We start from the raw sequence: 18,183 nt of genomic DNA, 5'->3' as shown, positions 1-18,183 counted from the left end.
AAGTAAGTTTTAATTAATTGGCACAAAACTAACAGCGGTTCCACCACCGGCAGCCATAACTAATTTCAGTTTGTTTTTAGAGGTTACTGTCATGGTTTTAATTTCGTAATTGATTGGATTTGTCTCCCAATGTGCTGTTTTCCCATCTTGATAAATAATGGCCTTGTATTTTTTATTTGGAGAAAGAAAATCCAATTTGATTTCGGTATTTCTGGCTTTTTCATCAGTAATTGCACCTAAAAACCAATTCTCAGATTCCTTGTCTTTACGAGCAACCGTCAAATAATCTCCGGGTTCAGCTTCAAGATATTTCGAATCTTGCCAATCCACGGCAACATCTTTGATAAACTGAAAAGCATCAGGATATTTCTCGTAGTTTTCGGGTAAATCAGCGGCCATTTGCAATGGAGAATATATGGTAACATACAAGGCTAATTGTTTGGCCAAAGTAGTATGAACTTGTTCTTTTTTAGTTTTGTCATAAAAGCTCATTTTGATTTCAAAAATGCCCGGTGTGTAATCCATTGGTCCGCCTAATAATCGGGTGAATGGTAAAATGGTTTCGTGCATTGGCGGATTTCCGCTGCTCCATGCGTTGAATTCGTTTCCACGAGCCGCTTCGGCTGCAATGTAATTAGGATAAGTTCTGCTGTAACCTGTTGGACGGGAACTTTCGTGTGAGTTAACCATCATTTTGTAATCGGCAAATCTTCTGGCTACGAAGTTGAAATGATTGACCATCGTTTGTCCGTCATGAAATTCACCACGCGGAATAATTCGGCCTACATAACCTGATTTTGCTGCAGGATATCCATACTCTTTCATCAAGTTTAAGGCTCTGTCTAAATGTCTCTCGTAATTGGCAACAGAGCCCGAAGTTTCGTGGTGCATAATCATCTTAACGCCTTTGGATTTGGCGTAAGCATTGATTTCGGCTAAATTATAATCCGGATAAGGCGTCGTGAAATCGAAAACATCTTCTTTCCAATTGCCGAACCAGTCTTCCCAACCCACATTCCAACCTTCGACTAAAACACCGTCAAAACCGTGTTTGGCTGCAAAATCTATATAACGTTTTGTATTAGCCGTAGTTGCTCCGTGTTTGCCACTGGCGATTAATTCTTTAGATTCCGTATTTTGGGCATTTTGGCTTCCGGCATAATCCCAAGTTGATTTTCCTACGTGCATTTCCCACCACACACCAACATATTTCATAGGTTTAATCCATGAAGTGTCTTCAATTCTTGAAGGCTCATTTAAGTTTAAAATCATTTTGGAACCTACAATTTCTCTAGCATCATCGCTTACCATAATCGTTCTCCATGGTGAAACACATGGTGTTTGCAAATAGGCTTTATCGCCAATGGCATTCGGCACTAAACGAGATGTCAGTGCATTTGTTATTGGATTTAAATCCAAATGCATTATAGGATAATTGACAACCGCGGCTTCAAAAATATTCAGGTATAAATTGTCGGCGGTTTTCATCATTAATGGTGATTGTACAACGTACTTTTCGGCGATTGATTTTAGTCCGATACCATTATTTAAATTGATTTTTTCAGTATTGACTTCTGACAATAAAGTTTCATTATAAGCATATTCCTGACTGTCAAAATCACCCGGAATCCAGAACGTTTTGTGATTTCCGGCTAAGTTGAATTCTGATTTCTCATCAGAAATAATAAAATAATTCAAGTTCGGTTGTTTAGGGAATTCATAGCGAAAAGCCATGCCTTCGTCATAAACTTTGAAGATGATATTCATCTTTCTGTTAGTTCCTGTTTGAGATAAACAAAAGGTCAATTCGTTATAATGATTTACAATACTAGATTGCTCTCCTAGAACCGGTTTCCATGTTTCATTAAAAGTTATAGTTCTAACACTATCAATTTTAAAATTGGTTGCCAAATCGGTGTCACCTTTCAAATAAATCCCCATGAGACTTTTCAAAACCACTGGTTTATTTTTATAGCTCAGCGTATAAGAAGGTATTCCTTTTTCGGCCAATTTAAAATCGAGTGTAAGTTCTTTTGAAGGCGATTGTATCGTTTGCGCTTTAAGACAAAAAGCAAACAACAGCAAAGTAATGGTAATCGAATTTTTCATAAAGTATATTTTTGCTAAAGATAGAAATTACTCCTTACTTTTAAAAAAACCCTTTAGTATTTAACCAAAGGGTTTCCTTCAAAGTAAACATAAAATCAATTAACTAAATCAAATTCTATTTTATTAGTAGTATCAGAATTGGTTCCGATAAAGACTTGAAATTTCCCGGGTTCGGCCACAAATTGTAAATCTGAGTTATAGAACTTTAAATCTTCTACAGTAATCTCAAAGGTTACGGTTTGCTTCTCACCCTTTTTAAGGTTTATTTTTTGAAAACCTTTTAATTCTTTAATCGGCCGGGTTATCGAACCCACTAAATCCCTGATATACAATTGAACCACTTCTTTGCCATCAAAATTTCCGGTATTGGTTATGTCAACTGAAGCTTTAAGGGTTTGATTTGTATTCATAACAGCAGAAGACAATCTCAAATTTGAATAATCAAAAGACGTATAACTCAATCCGAATCCGAATGGAAATAAAGGCTCGTTTCTTTCATCTATGTAATTTGATTTAAACTTTTCGAAAATACCTTCTTTATTGCCTAATGGTCTTCCTGTGTTTTTGACGGCGTAATAAATCGGTACTTGCCCAACACTTCTTGGGAATGTAGTCGTCAATTTTCCTGATGGATTTTCGTTTCCGAATAAAACATCGGCGATAGCATAACCGGCTTCACTTCCGGCGAACCAAACATTCAAAATAGCCGGAACGGTTTTACTTTCGTCCGTTATAACCAATGGACGACCATCAAATAAAACCAAAACCACCGGCTTTCCTGTTTTTAATAAGGCTTGTAACAAATCTTTTTGTGCTTGCGGAATCTCTAAATTAGTTCGGCTACTGCATTCGCCACTGAATTCAGCTGATTCCCCTAATGCTGCCACAATAACATCCGCTTGATTGGCGATTTTCAGCGCTTCTGAGAGTAGTTCTTCAGTAGTTCTGTTATCTCTGTGTAAGGTTTTACCAAACATGGTGGCTCTTTCTTCTAAAGCGGCATCATAATCGAGATTGCTGCCTTTGGCATACAATATTTTGGCTGAATTTCCGACCACGGAGTTAATTCCGGCAATCAATGAAATAGAATTTTCTTGTTTGGTTGCCACACTCCAAGTTCCTGCCATATTTTCTTTGGCATCTGCTAACGGACCAATAACAGCAATGGTTCCTGACTTTTTAAGAGGCAAAGTTTGGTTTTCATTTTTTAATAAAACCAATGATTCTATAGCAATTTTTTTAGCTTCGGATCTGTGAGATGAAGTGAAAATTTCCGTTTCCGCACGATTGGCATCACAATATTTGTAAGGATCATGAAATAATCCTAAATCGTATTTTGCATTTAAAATTAATCTAACCGCATTATCAATTTGCGCCAATGATACTTTTCCTTCATTAAGAGATTTTTGTAATGTTGACAAGAAGCCATCACTTACCATATCCATTTCAACTCCGGCATTTAATGCCATCGCAGCTGCAGTTTGCATATCGCCAATACCATGTTCGCTCATCTCCATTATAGCAGTATAATCGGTCACTACGAAACCTTTGAAACCCCATTGTTTACGCAACAAATCTGTCAATAACCATTTATTACCAGTAGCCGGAATCCCATCGATTTCATTAAATGAGGCCATTACAGAAGCTGTACCTGCATCGATTGCAGCTTTGTATGGAGGTAAATATTCGTTAAACATTCTGAGTTTACTCATATCGACCGTATTGTAATCTCTTCCGCCTTCCGGTGCACCGTATAAAGCGAAGTGTTTTACGCAAGACAAAATAGTATTGTTTTTCATTAAATCATCGCCTTGATATCCACTAACCATGGCTTTGGCAATTTGGCTTCCCAGATAAGGATCTTCTCCTGAACCTTCGGAAACTCTTCCCCAACGCGGATCGCGGGAAATATCTACCATGGGAGAAAACGTCCAGTTTATGCCATCGGCACTGGCTTCTTGAGCGGCTATTTGGGCACTTCTTTTAATCAAATTCATATCCCATGTACACGATAATCCTAACGGAATCGGGAATGTAGTTTCGTATCCGTGAATAACGTCCATTCCGAAAAGCAACGGAATTTTTAAGCGACTTTTTTCAACGGCAATCTTTTGAACTTCTTTAATTTTTTTAACGGATTTTATATTGAACAATCCACCGACTTTACCTTCTTCAATTTTCTTGGCAATATTTGAACTGTTGGCTTGACCAGTAGTAATATCTCCGGAAGTAGGTAAGTTTAGTTGTCCGAGTTTTTCTTCCAAAGTCATTTTGGATAATAAGTCAGATACAAAAACTTCTTTTGGGGCAATTGTAATAGCGGTTTTACTCTTTTTTGCTTTTTGGGCAAAGGTTAATCCGGTTAACAGTAATAGGATTATTGTGGCTTTTAATTTCATTATAGTTCCTTATTTTTTAACTTGTTGCAACATCCAATCGTAGACTTCAGGATTGTCATACACCCTACTCCAACTGTCGTGATCGGCATCTGCAAAAATAGTAAGTTGAACATCGGCGTTACAAGATTTAAGATTTTTAAATACGATGGTTACAGAATTTAAAACCACTACATCATCTAACAGACCGTGAAAAATTCTAATGGGAATATCTTTTACTTTACAAGCATCGTCTTCTTGCATTTGATTGACAAAACTTGCTATTGGGACTAAGGCAGCAAAAATCTCAGGATGAGCCAATGCCAAATCCCATGCACCCCAACCGCCCATGCTCAAACCGGTTAAGTAAATTCTATTGGCATCAATATTATTTTCTTTAACGATTTTTTGAATCAATTGGTAAAGCGATTCAGCTTCCCAATTGCCGATTTCCGGACATTGTGGCGCAAGTATGTATGCGTCTAATTCATGATTTTGAATGTATTTCAATGGACCATGAATTTTAAGTTTTTCCAAATCCGTTCCTCTTTCACCTGAACCGTGTAAAAAAACGATTAAGGGCTTTTTTGATTTTACATTTTTGGGTTTGTTCAATAAATAACCATAAGAATAAGTTGTAGTTATTTGAGTTGAAAAGCTACCTGAAGTTTCTTGAGCAAAAGCATTTAAACCAAATACTATGCAACACAAAAGCGTAATTATTTTAAAAGAACTTACCATTTTAGAATCCGTGTTGAGTTGACGTAAACCCTAAATTTCCTAAACCGGTTTGTACTTCCGGTGCTTGCATGAATAAGTTCCAAAGAAATCCGGTTCTGTAATTTTCAATCATTGGAACTATCGTTCCCTGATCAATGGCTAAGTATCTTTTGGTTACCCAATCATGATGAGGCGAAAAAGCATCGTATGGTCCGGCAACGCCTATTAGCCTTGCCTTCCAATCTTCGTTTTCATAAAAGAAACGCAATGCCTTCATAGATTCTACGGGTGTGTATGGAAATGACGATAATGCAGCTGTTGGCGAAATAACACCTTTATCATTCCCAGGACGATGATCGGTATAGCCAACAGTTCCGTTTGCGTTTCGGGTATAACTCGCGGTTAATCCCCAACAATCTTCGCTATAACCAATCCAACCCACAGGATTTGTAGCGCAATATCTATGCATGATTTGGGCATGATTTTTTGTTAAATCCCAGTAATTGGCATATTGGTCTGTTAAACCTCTGGGATCAAGCCCTAAATAAGAATAATGTGCCCAAAACATTGGTCCGACAGAAGTAGTACCATTATATTTAAAAATCAAAGGAATATTATAAGCCGAAGCTGAATTAACTATATTACCATTTCTTGCCCAAGCTTCATGATAAGCCGCTGAAGGAATGGGATGTGTAGGCGAAGCTGCAGCCATGATATAAGTAATCAGACATTCGTTATAGCCTTCTAATTTGAAATTCATTTGCCATTCATAGTTTGGTGACCAATGCCAATACATAGCGTTTTCCCCTTTAGTATACCAACTCCACTCAACGCCTTTCCACAAGTTATCGGCTTTTAATGCTAATGCTTGTTCTTCGGCAGTACCATTTTTGAAATACTCTCTGATACAAATTAATCCTTGACAGAGAAAAGAAGTTTCTACAATATCGCCACCATTATCAACAGTTCCGAAAGGTACTACGTTTCCGTTTGTTCCATTCATCCAATGTGGCCATGCACCGTGAAATCGGTCTGCATTTTCGAGGAATGTCAATGCGGTGTTTAATCTCGTTACTGCTTCGCCTCTGGAAACAAAACCACGTTCAATACCAACTAGAATGGTCATTAATCCAAATCCTGAACCACCTGTGGTCACAAGATGTTCATCAACGAACGGTTCGTCTGTGTGGTATCTTTCTCGAGCCAATTTTGAATTGGTTTCTGCATAATCCCAAAAGTATTTAAAGGCATCTTTTTGAGCCAAATTAAGTATCTCTTCATCGCTTAATATAATAGGTACTTCAGTTTGTGGTGAAACGTCTTTTGAGCAAGAGCTGAAAAGTAGCAAAAAAGGTAAAAGGATAAGCATTTTGGGAATGTTTTTCATGATTGATGATGGGATGATTAAATTTAGAATTAAAAAGTCTGGCAGTTTAACCACCAGACTTTTTATTATTGTCCAGGAATTATCTACCTGCTAATTCTAACTCATATAAAGCGCCGATTTCTGCCGGAGTTAATGCTTTGTCAAATAATCTTAATTCGTCAACTTGTCCTTTAAGTGCAGCATTCCAAGCATCAGTATTAGTTCCGTTAGCTACTGTTTCAAGCGCACCAATAACCGGTCTAGTTGGAGTAAAGTGATTTAACATAAATGGATCACCACCGTTTCTAACTTCCCAAGCTGAATTGGAAATTTTCACACCGTTAACATAGATTTTGTTGGTTGCTGTTGGACCATCATAAATGTAAACAACATGAGCCCATTGCCCACCAATTTTGTTTGGAGCCCAAGTATGAGTTGCATCCATCCAAGATTCTTGTTTAATCATGTTTACAGCATCACCTCCGAAGTCAGTTCCGTCTGGTTTTTTGATTCTGAAAATACCTTTCATTTGAATTGAGTCACTAGTCGTTAAACCGTGAGTTTCACCCAATAAATTCAAATTTCCAAACGCTTCTCCTGTTCTTGTTAAAGAGAAAATAGGTGAAATGTTACTAACCCCACCAGCTACTAATTTGGTGTTTGAAATTTTGATCCAAGCACTAATAGAAGCACTTCCTGAAGTTGTGTTTAAAGCCGTAATTGCGGGATAAGCCATGAAACCGGTATCGAAATTGGCTGCTTGTCCTTTAATTCCGTTTACATAAGTTGTGGCTACTGTATTTGATGGCGATGTATTAGAGATGGACTCTTTTCCATTTCCATTCAAAGGCCAATAAGCTTTTAAAGAAGTTGCGGCAACTTCATCAGCACTGTTGTAACCACCAATTGGTGGTAAAGAGCTTGAGTCATCACTGCTGCAACTAGCTACTAGAGCCAAACCTGACGCTACCACTAAAGAATAAAATAATCTGTTTGTTTTCATAATAAAATATTTAATTTAAGGTTAATTACTAAGTTTAATATCCCGGATTCTGCACTAATCTTCCTCCACTGATTACAATTTGATCACTTGGGATTGGAAATAATTCGTGTTTACCCGGTATAAAAGTTTTTCCGTCTAATGCCATTGCTGACTGTGCTTGACCGGTACGAACTAAATCAAACCATCGATCGTGTTCCATAGCCATTTCCCATCTTCTTTCATTGAGAATGATTGGCAATGTTACGCTTGTTAATTCTTCTAATCCGGCTCTAACCCTAAGCTCATTGACTCTGTCTTTGGCTTCATCAGTTAAACCTAATTGAAAAGCAGCTTCGGCTCTAATTAGTAGTATATCACTGTATTTTAAAATTCTTAAATTTTTAGCGGTATTTCCTTTGTCTCCATTCCAAGGTTCCGCAATTGGACTTTGGTACGCCTTGTAATTGTATCTTGGATTGTTCCATGAGGTTGGGGCTGAAAACCCATCCCATAGTATTGAAGGAACAAATAGAATAGCGGCTCCTTTGCGCAAATCGCCTACTTGATAGGAATTTGTTAAATTCAAAGAAGGCGTGTTAAAACCCCAACCCAAATCAGGCGTTCCTCTTGGTCCTTGTACATTGGTGTAATCTCTTAAGCCATTGGTTAAAGAAGCTTGAACTTCATAAATAGATTCTGTGCCATTTTCACCAACTTCTCTCCAAACATTAGCGTAATTTGCTAATAATGAGTATTGACTTGAGGTAATCACATTTCCGGACATATCAAAAGATTGTTGCCATTTGCCTTGGTATAAATAAGCTTTTGCTAATAATGCTTGAGCTGCACCTTTGGTTGCTCTTCCTAAGTCATTATTCCCATACTGAGATTTGAGAGGAAGTCTTTCAATAGCATCTAATAAATCCGCTTCTATTTGTTCATAAGTTTCTTGTTTTGTTTTTCTGTTAAAAACAACATCATTGATAGTTTCAGTATCATTGATATTTATTCTTGATGTAACTAAGGGCACACCTCCAAAACATCTCACCAAATCAAAATAGTATAAAGCTCTCAAGAATCTTACTTCTCCGATCAATCTGTTTTTTAGTGTTTCATCGATGGTTAATAGTTCCAAATAATACAAAGCGTTGTTAGCTCTGTATATTCCGTCATATCTACCTTCCCAAACATCATTAAATGAAATATCGGTGGCTTCAAAAGTCAAGTTATCCATCTTGTGTTTATCAGTTCCGGTATCTGTTGATGTTGACCCTTTGTCAGCATCATCGGAAGTGATACTTGTGATACCTATCCAAGAAAAGGAATACATATTGTAATCCAATTGCTTATTGTAAACCCCATTAACCAAATTGACAGCGTTATCAGGATTATTTAAGAAATCAAGTTCCGACAAAGCAGTATTGGGCTCTATATTCAAATCATCTTCACATGCTGAAAATAAAATCATTACAATTGAAAAAAGCCATAATCTATATTTAAAAAAACTTTTCATAGTCTATTTTTTAGAAACTTACATTTAAACCTAATAAGAATGTTTTATTCGTTGGATAAGCATCCAATTCAATACCTGCGCTTCCCAATGGGTCAGCATTGTTATTTCCTGACAATTCAGGAGAATAACCAGAGTATTTTGTAAAGATGAATGGGTTAATCGCTGTGGCGTATAATCGCACTTTGTCTATTTGTCCAAAAAACTTTGGAAAAGTATATCCTAAAGTAATGTTGTTAATTCGAAGATAAGCACCATCTTCAATGTAATAGGTTGAAGAACGTGGCACTATATTAAATGGCGCTGGATTTGCAGCATTCGGATTTGGATTACCCGGTGTCCAAAAATCTTCCAAGACATCATATTCCACATTTTCTCCACCAAAGCGCTGTGCTTTTTTTCCGTTGTATAATTTATTTCCGCCAACACCGTATGTATCAACTGAGAAATCAAATTTTTTATAGTTAATGGCGAAACTTAAACCATAAGTATAAGTCGGAAGATAAGAACCGGCCACTACTCTTTCATCGCTGTAGGTAAAATTACCATCGCCATCGATACCGGTAACTTGGTAGACGTAAAAACTACCCAGTGATTCCCCAACCAAAACTTGTTTGGTCCATTGACCATTGTTGATACTTCCACCAATATAATCAGCGAAATAAGCATTGTTAACACCTGTTAGTTCGTTTTTGTTGAATGAAATATTTCCGTTAATTGAATAGCTCCAATTGTCATTAATTTCTTTGCTCCATTTTAAAGACAATTCTAATCCTTTATTTGAAACGGTTCCGGTATTTAAAGTAACCGGTTCCGGTGATAAAACATCCGGTAATTCAACCGGTAATATTACGTTTTCAGATTTTCTGTCATAAAAATCGATAGATCCAGATAATTTATTTCCTAGGACTTTAAAATCGATTCCGAAATCAATTTCCTTCATCGTTTCCCAAGTTAAATTTGGATCAACTTGATAAGGTTGGTTATTTCCCGGAAAAATAGTTTCATTTGCCCCAAATGTATAATTATAACCAGCAGCGAAAACAGGGATATTCAAAGCATATAAGCTATTACCGTTTCCTACTTCACCATAACCTCCTCTTATTTTTAAATAGTTAAGGAAACTAACTTCTTTTAGGAAATCTTCATTAGACATTATCCAACCTCCTGAAAATGCCGGAAAAACAGCCCAACGCTTTGATTCTTGAAAAGTGCTGATTCCTTCTCGTCTGATAGTAGCACTAAACAAATACTTTTCGTTGTATTCATAATCTAATCTGCCGAAATAAGCTAAAGAAACAAGTGGTGTTTCTCTTTTATTACTCACAATAGAACCCGGTGCAACTTCATTATTATAAGTTGATAAATCCAGTGACCAATAATTAGATTGTGCCGGAACATTCCATCGCGAAGCAGAAAGATTCTCTGTGATGTTTGATGTACTTCTATTCATACCAACAGTCGCTTTCAAATCATGTTTACCAAACAATTTACTGTAGGTGAAATAATTATCCCAATTCCAACGGTAACTGTCACCTCTTCGTTGTTGCAATATGTTAATGGGTTCTGCAACAGGATAATCAGCAATCTCTTCTGTTGGATTTTGGGACAGCCAAATTTCTCTGCTTGGCGTGAAAGTGTATCCTTTAGACCAGTCAAACGTTGCGCCGAAATTAGAATTGAATTTTAATTCTTTGGTTACTTGCATTTCGGCACCAATGTTACCAAAAAGCACTAAGTTTTTATTCTTTTCGTTGGTATAGAACAATTGTGCTGCCGGATTTCCAACATTATTAAATCTGTCATTACCGTTGATATCTACTTGACCTGTTGATGGATTTCTTAATGGAACACCCCATCGACCGTTGTCAAATCTTACTGGTACTATTGGTGATTGTTTGTAGGCATTGGTAAAAGCACTTAAAGGCTTTGGTGTATTTTTTACAATTGAAAGATTAACCGATTGGGATATTTTTAGTTTCTTATCAAAAAAACTGTATTCATTTCTTGAATTTAAGTTGGTTCTCTCAAACTCGGTTCCGTTTAAAATTCCTTTTTCTTTTAAATTAGTTGCGCCAAAATAAAAGCTAGCATTTTCAGATCCACCAGATAGAGAAATATTATGGCTTACAACCTCACCATTACTAGTAATTTCATCTAACCAATTGGTATTGTAAGGTTGGTCAAAATTAAAATAGGAACTCGACCCAAGTGCGGTATTATTGTAGTAAACATAGCGGTATGCATCAGACATTTCTACTTCACGTTGAATCATTTTTAGTCCATAATAGCTATTATAATCCATTTTTAATTTACCGCTTTTACCTTTTTTGGTAGAAACAACTACAACACCATTTGACCCTTTTTGTCCATAAATAGCTAAAGACGAAGCGTCTTTTAATATGTCTATAGTTTCAATCTCGTTTGGACTCAAACCGTTCAAACTTGAAGCTTCCAAACCGTCTATAATATAAAGTGGATCTCTTCCTCCTAAAACCGTTCCTAAACCTCTGATGCGTATTGATGGATTAGCGCCAGGTTCATCATTAGTAACAATATTAACACCGGCAGCCTTCCCTTGAATAGCCTGTATGGCTGATTGTGCAGGAGTTTTTACAATCTCAGTCGCTTTAATTTGTGCTACGGAACCGGTAATAGAACCTGCTTTTTTGGTTCCATATCCAACAACTATAACCTCTTTAAGCAACTGATTGCTTTCATTTAAGGTAACTGTCATATTAGATTGGGCTTTTAATGAAATCGTTTCAAAACCAATCATTGAAAACTCTATTATATCATTTGTGTCAGCTTTTAAAGAAAAAACACCATCAAAATCAGTTGATGTACTGATGTTTTTTCCTTTTACAACTACGTTAGTTCCGGGAAGCGGCATGCCATTTACATCAATTACTTTACCTTTTACCTCTTGAGCGTATGTTACGCAACCAAAAGTCAGCAACAAAAAATAAGCTAGGAAAATTTTCATTTTATAAAATTTGATTTTGTTTTAGTAAATGTAATGAACTAAATCGTTATAGTAATAGGTTATAATTCACTACATTACTACATCTTTCTATAAAAATAAAAATATAATTAATTGATTTTTAATATTTTAAAATTAATTTACACAACAAAAAACTCATCGATACAAATCAGTTATGATGTAGTATTGATGAGTTAATAATTGATAAAATACTATAATTAAAATTTAAGCATTGATAAAAAAACAATTAAAATTATGTGTTTATCATAAACTTAGACAAGCTATCATCTGAAGTTAGCCCCAATTTTTTTCTTAATCGGTAACGATGCAACTCAACTCCTCTAAATGAAATGTTCATTAACGGCGCTATTTCTTTAGAAGAAAGATTCATTTTGAGATAAATACAAAGCTTGATATCTTTTGAAGTTAAAACCGGATATTTTTTTGATAAACGTTGCACGAATTCCTCATTACTTTGCATTAAGTTCTTTTCAAAACTCTCCCATTCATTTTTATTGATGGCGTTAATCTTAATTGATTTCTTGATACTGCTTTTTAAATTACTAATGTCACTTTCAGATTCCAAGGCTCTTTGAATACTTTCAATCATCTCGGATTGTTTGGCAATAGACAATGATTTCCCGGCTACCTCTGAAGCTTTGGCCTGAATTTGCACCTCTAGTATGTGCTTCTCATACTCTTGCAATTTTAATTTATTTTGTGCTTCCATTTCTAAATGAAGAATTTCTTTTTGATGTTTTAATTCTTCTTCTTTCAACTTTAATTTCTCGATGTAACGAATTTTATTCCATTTGTAGTAAAGATAAAAAGCACCTACAATTATGGAAACATAAATCAAGATCATCCAAAAGGAAATATACCACGGGCGTTCAACTTCAAAGTTAAATACTGCTAATTGAAAATATTTTTCTCCGTCATTATAAAAAACAATCAACTCATGACTTCCACTGGAAAGATTACTCAGCAAAATATTAGAATCTTTCATTGGAATGTGTTGCTTTCGGTCATCAAGTGAATAAAAAAGCTCTTGCTTGTTATAGCCATAATATTCTGAAATTACATCTAAACTAATTGACTTGTTATAGCTTATCGTTGCTGCTTTTTCTATAAATACTCCATCAACAAAAGCTTCTAACTTCACACTTTTACTATTTGGCTTAGGCTTCTCTTTTTGCAATTTAAAGGCAAAAAAGCCATCATCAAGGTTTAATAGATATTGGCCGTTAACTTTAAAAACCTTAGTATCTTGATTAATTATTTTTCCTTCATAATATTTCTCGGGAATTAATCTCCATACAAATTTATTATTGACTCTATTGATAACATACAGTGACTTGTCTTTTAAAATGATAAAGTTTTCATTATCAATCGGAATCAACTCCGATATGTTTGTAAAAGATTTATTGAAATATGCATTGAGTTCAAGTTTGTCCGAAATGGCATTATATTCATACCATCTCGAATTGATATAAAACAATACTTCACTATTGAAATTCACCATTTTAACCCCATAATCGTTAAGAATTTTATTCTTCTGTGTAATATTCTCAATCTTCTTAACTACAAAATCATCATCAAAAAGTATTCGGTACAGACTTCTGTAATTATCCACTGCCCAGAGTTCATTGGGCTTATTCTGCACTATGCTCTTGATGGGTTTGGTGAGGTTTGAAAAGTATTTATACGTATGCAAATCAGTCGGTTTTTCAAAGATGACTATACCCGAATAATTAGCCAGAAAAAAATTATCATGGAAATTACTCTTCAAAAATTTCCATCCGCCACTGACTTCGTTGGCTTTTTTCAAAACATCATTCTCATAGACATAAGTGCCGTCATTATGACCTATAAGATACTTGTCACCTACTTTTAAAATATCCCAAACTTGTCCTTGGGAATTCGTTAATAAAGTCAATGTTTTATTCTGATATTTAAAAACTCCGTGATTGGAACCCAAAAGCAATCCATTATCTAAAGGTGCCAAAGTATAAACCGAACCTAAAATTCCGGTATTGTCTGAAAAGATTTTATAGGGGGAATTGATTTCGATATGTGAAATGCCATTATCCAAACCAAGCCATAAATCGTTTTCTTTATCTAAACCTATACTTAAAATAGAATTGTTTTTAAGCGCATTTTTTCGACATATATTATTATAACTATTGTTGTTTAAATCGATTACATAAACACCTTGAAAAGCAGTACCAATAACCAATCTGTCATCTGAAATTGCCTTTGCCGTAATGATAATTTCTTTTTTTAATAAGTCATTTAATGGATGTGACCATGGTTTTAAAGTATTGTTTTCTTCAATATAAATACCATTTTTTTGAGTAAAAAAGAACATTTTACCATAGGCTTTATCAATCGCATGGATAATATTGTCCTCGAGTAAATTCCATTTCTCAATCTTTTTGAAATCATTGTTCTCAAAAAGAAAAACACCGTCTTTTACCGAAGCCGCGTAGATTTTATTTTCTACTAAAAAACAGTACGATATTTGAAACGGAATCCTAATTTTCCGAATCTTGTTGTTCTCTAAAACATAAAGCTCATTAAAAGACTGAAAGTAGATTTTATCATCATGTTTAAATATCTTCCAAATCTCTTCATTGATGGAAGAACCGGTAAAATAATTTTTATTTTTGGAAAGCGATGTGTATTGCAGTATGCCATTCGTTCTTTTCCAATAGCCAAACTCGTTATAAGAACCCGAATAAATTTTATCACCATCTGAAAAAACAGACCTGATAATCGTCTTGTTGGGCAAACTGTATTTTTCCCAACGAACGCCGTTGAAACGAAGTAAGTAATGGTTATTGGCAAAGTAAAACGCATTGTCATTGCCTTGAGTAACACTCCAAACCTGATTATCGCCGTTGTAATTGCTTTTGGTAAAATTTTCTACAAACGGAAGCAACTCCTGTGCATAGGTAAAGGAACATAGGAATAAAAATAAAAAGGCAATTTTGTTTCTCACTTTGGAAAGATTAGTACCCAAAAATAAAAAAACTTATGCCTTTTGGTACCAATTAAAAATTAATTTCCGTCAACGTAGTCTTGCAGATAAGCAAATCGAGGTGTGAGTTGGCCGTTTTCAGTAATTTTAGCGCGTTGCAAAATACCATCTTTGTCTCCGTTAAAGAACGCCGGAATTACATGCTCCATAAACATTTCTCCAAAACCTTCGCTGGCATCTTTGGGCAATTCGCAAGGTAAATTATCCACAGACATCACCATAATTGAACCCGGATGGGTAAAAGGAACTTCTTTATTTTCAAAGGGTAAATAACCAAAAAAAGGTTCCGCAATTGTGGATGCTTTAATGGTACAAGCAATCGGCCCATCAACATCGCAAGAAATATCGGCTACGACTTTTATTTTACAATCAGCTGCCTTAAGCATGTCTTGCGTTAAAATATCAGGTGCGTTATTGCCATGGAAATGACCAGCCATATAAATATCAGCTACTTTGGTAAAACGTTCAAAGTTGGAAGTGTATTCTTGTGGATTTTTGTAAAAATCATTATTGTCTAAAGCTTGTCCGTCAAGACGTTTGTTATAGTCTAAAACATCGATTTGGGTATAAACCGGCTGTGAGTATACTTTATTCAAAAAGTCTGCCGCTGAAACTTCTTTAATCTTCATACCGTCCAAAATTTCTTTGGCTCCCATACCTACTTTTCCGTGACCGGTTAAAACAATTTTGATATTGGGTAAAGTTTGTCTTTTCAAACGAACGATTAAATCTTCTTTACTGCTTAGAGTTTCCGCTTTGGGCAAAGTGAATAATTCATATTTAATTCCGAAAGCTCTGAAACCGTTGTAAGCTCCAACAATTCCGGCATAACGGCCAAAACCTATCAACCTTCTGTTGCTTGCGTCAACGATTGTTTCGTGGTCATACAACTCAATGTTTTTTGCCAAAATTGCTTGCAATAGTTTTCGATTGTGCACTTGCTTTTTAATCGTGTGTGAAAAGAAAAAATACTTTTTATTCGGAATCAAATATTCAACCGGAATTTCCTTCACCCCAAAGAATACATCACAATCTGAAATATCTTCAGCTACCTCAACACCAAGTTTTTCATAAGCTTCATCATTAAAAACTCTAATATCAGAGCTTTCCACTTTTACTATAGCTTCAGGATGTTCTTCTTGTAATCTCACTAATTCTTCCGGAGTAAAAACAACTCTTCTGTCAGGTGGGTTTTTTCTCTCTTTGATAATACCAAATTTCATTCTCTCTTTTTTTGTGCCCAAAAGTAGTTGTAACGAAAACGTTTTCAAAACTTTTTCGAAAAAATAAAAATTGTGAAAAACCTGTTGAAAGCTTTGCGAAATATTAACTGTACTCCATACTTGAATAATTATATTTGTGTTTCCATATGTCTTTAAAATGAAAAACAAAATATACCACTATACTTTTATTCTTAGCACATTGCTTTTTATTGCAACTTCCTGCTCAAAACAAGAAAAAAACGAAGAAAATATCATCAAAATCAATGAGAATGGCATTCCGGTAATGCAACCTTTACATGAAGAATTACCTAAACTAACCAAATCATTCATTGAGGATAAAAAATATGGTGCTTCTCGTTTTTTTGAAAAAACTTGGTCGGAAAAAAATGATAATGTTAGTTTTTTGGTAGCCAAAAACGGCCAAATCATTTATGAAAACTATATGGGCTATGCCAATAAACGAACCGATGAAAAAATCACAAAAGATACACCATTACACATCGCTTCGGTAAGTAAGGTTTTGACTGCTACGGCAATTTTGATGTTGGTTGATGCTGAAAAAATTAAACTCAACCAAAAAGTAACTACTTTAATCGATGGTTTTCCTTATCCAGAAGTTACAGTGCAAACGCTCTTAAACCATAGAAGTGGTATGAGAAACTATGCTTATTTCACGTTTGAAAATAATAATTGGGACAAGAAAAAAATCTTGACTAATGAAGACATCGTCAAAGTAATGGTGGAAAAAGAAATCGCATTGGAAACCAAAACCGATACCCGTTTTAGTTACTGCAATACCAATTATGCTATGTTGGCTTTAATCATCGAAAAAGCTACCGGATTGAAATATCCCGAAGCGATGAAAGAAATGATTTTCAAGCCTTTAGGTATGACCAATACTTTTGTGTGTGATTTTGAAAAAGACAGAGAAAATATAGTTCCATCGTATAAAGGCAACAATGTCGAAATCGGAACCGACTATTTGGATGGTATTTACGGTGACAAAAACATCTATTCCACCCCAAGAGACTTATTGAAATTCGATACTGCTCGCTACGCACCTTTCTTTCTCAATAAAGAATTACTTAAAAAAATGTACCAAGGCTACAGCTACGAGAGCAAAGGATTAAAGAATTACGGTTTAGGTATTAGAATGGTGGAGTATGAAAAAGGCGAACCGTTTTACTTTCACAATGGTTGGTGGCACGGAAATACATCTACTTTTATTAATTTGAGAAAAGAAAAAGTCACCATCATAGCACTTTCCAATAAGTTTACCCGAAAAACTTATCAGTCTAAAAGATTGGCGGCTCTTTTTGGCGATTATCCGTTCAAATTGAATGATGATAATGACGAATAATTAACTACTTTTGTGGTCTGATTTTTGATAATCAGAATTAAAATCTGGGGTCGACTGGTTTTGACAGCAAGTCGAATTGAACAGTAAGCACGTCGAGCATGGTACCTTTTGCTCGTAAATCCAAGGGTACGAACTTATAAACGGCGAAAATAACTACGCTTTAGCTGCATAATCTGAATTAAAGTAAGATTTGCCACGTCCCGACAAGGTCGGGAAGCTGGATTCTCCTCAGAAGCCCTGGTTTATGGCGTCTGGCTCAGGGGAACCGTAAATGTAAACCTAGGAAAGGTAATGTTCTGAATCCTTTCTGACACTGATAGAGCTAAGCATTAGGCCGCTGTCTTTGGCATAGCCTACTGTCGAAAACCCAATCAAAGACTAAACGTGTAGAAAGCTCTTTAGTTGCTTGTTTGGACGGGAGTTCGACTCTCCCCGACTCCACAAAAAACGCTTCAATTGAATGAGGCGTTTTTCAATTTTTAGGAGCAGACCACTTGTGCATTCCTTCAATTATC

General features: G+C 35.5%; 10 protein-coding genes and 1 other RNA gene. 2 read left to right on the top strand and 9 right to left on the bottom strand.

Going from position 1 to position 18,183, the window contains the following annotated elements:
- Positions 1 to 9: 9 nt before the first annotated feature.
- The 9 genes from ICG50_RS07425 to ICG50_RS07385 all read right to left on the bottom strand — a co-directional run bounded on the left by ICG50_RS07425 (position 10) and on the right by ICG50_RS07385 (position 16,308).
- A complete protein-coding gene (locus ICG50_RS07425; protein WP_187660280.1) occupies positions 10 to 2,109 on the bottom strand; it encodes a glycoside hydrolase family 97 protein in 2,100 nt (699 codons plus the stop codon).
- A gap of 95 nt (positions 2,110 to 2,204) precedes the next feature.
- Positions 2,205 to 4,508, bottom strand: a complete 2,304-nt coding sequence (gene bglX / locus ICG50_RS07420) for a beta-glucosidase BglX (RefSeq protein WP_187660279.1) — start codon at positions 4,506 to 4,508, stop codon at positions 2,205 to 2,207.
- Between the two features lie 9 nt (positions 4,509 to 4,517).
- Positions 4,518 to 5,225 (bottom strand): carboxylesterase family protein, encoded by a 708-nt coding sequence (locus tag ICG50_RS07415; RefSeq protein WP_187660278.1) that lies wholly within the window; start codon positions 5,223 to 5,225, stop codon positions 4,518 to 4,520.
- 1 nt (position 5,226) lies between these two features.
- Entirely contained in the window at positions 5,227 to 6,591 is a 1,365-nt protein-coding gene (locus ICG50_RS07410; RefSeq protein WP_187660277.1) for a glucoamylase family protein, read from the bottom strand.
- 79 nt (positions 6,592 to 6,670) lie between these two features.
- The gene (locus tag ICG50_RS07405) at positions 6,671 to 7,573 is read right to left on the bottom strand and encodes a LamG-like jellyroll fold domain-containing protein (RefSeq protein WP_187660276.1); all 903 of its coding nucleotides are present in this window, start codon (positions 7,571 to 7,573) and stop codon (positions 6,671 to 6,673) included.
- Between the two features lie 34 nt (positions 7,574 to 7,607).
- Complete coding sequence (locus tag ICG50_RS07400) at positions 7,608 to 9,065, bottom strand: RagB/SusD family nutrient uptake outer membrane protein (protein WP_187660275.1); 1,458 nt, start codon at positions 9,063 to 9,065, stop codon at positions 7,608 to 7,610.
- 10 nt (positions 9,066 to 9,075) lie between these two features.
- Entirely contained in the window at positions 9,076 to 12,048 is a 2,973-nt protein-coding gene (locus tag ICG50_RS07395) for a SusC/RagA family TonB-linked outer membrane protein (RefSeq protein ID WP_187660274.1), read from the bottom strand.
- 250 nt (positions 12,049 to 12,298) lie between these two features.
- Positions 12,299 to 15,046: a LuxR C-terminal-related transcriptional regulator gene (locus tag ICG50_RS07390; protein WP_187660273.1), complete on the bottom strand. Its 2,748-nt coding sequence runs from the start codon at positions 15,044 to 15,046 to the stop codon at positions 12,299 to 12,301.
- Between the two features lie 59 nt (positions 15,047 to 15,105).
- The gene (locus ICG50_RS07385; protein WP_187660272.1) at positions 15,106 to 16,308 is read right to left on the bottom strand and encodes an NAD(P)-dependent oxidoreductase; all 1,203 of its coding nucleotides are present in this window, start codon (positions 16,306 to 16,308) and stop codon (positions 15,106 to 15,108) included.
- A gap of 157 nt (positions 16,309 to 16,465) precedes the next feature.
- On the opposite strand from ICG50_RS07385, the gene ICG50_RS07380 reads away from it, so the two are divergent.
- Positions 16,466 to 17,668, top strand: a complete 1,203-nt coding sequence (locus ICG50_RS07380; RefSeq protein ID WP_187660271.1) for a serine hydrolase domain-containing protein — start codon at positions 16,466 to 16,468, stop codon at positions 17,666 to 17,668.
- A gap of 46 nt (positions 17,669 to 17,714) precedes the next feature.
- Positions 17,715 to 18,112: a transfer-messenger RNA gene (gene ssrA, locus ICG50_RS07375) on the top strand.
- Positions 18,113 to 18,183 lie beyond the last annotated feature (71 nt).

The organism is Flavobacterium buctense (genome assembly GCF_014486695.1).
GTDB classification, from domain to species: Bacteria; Bacteroidota; Bacteroidia; order Flavobacteriales; family Flavobacteriaceae; genus Flavobacterium; species Flavobacterium buctense.
Note: the sequence above shows the minus strand (reverse complement) of the source record. Positions and strands in the feature narration are given on the sequence as shown.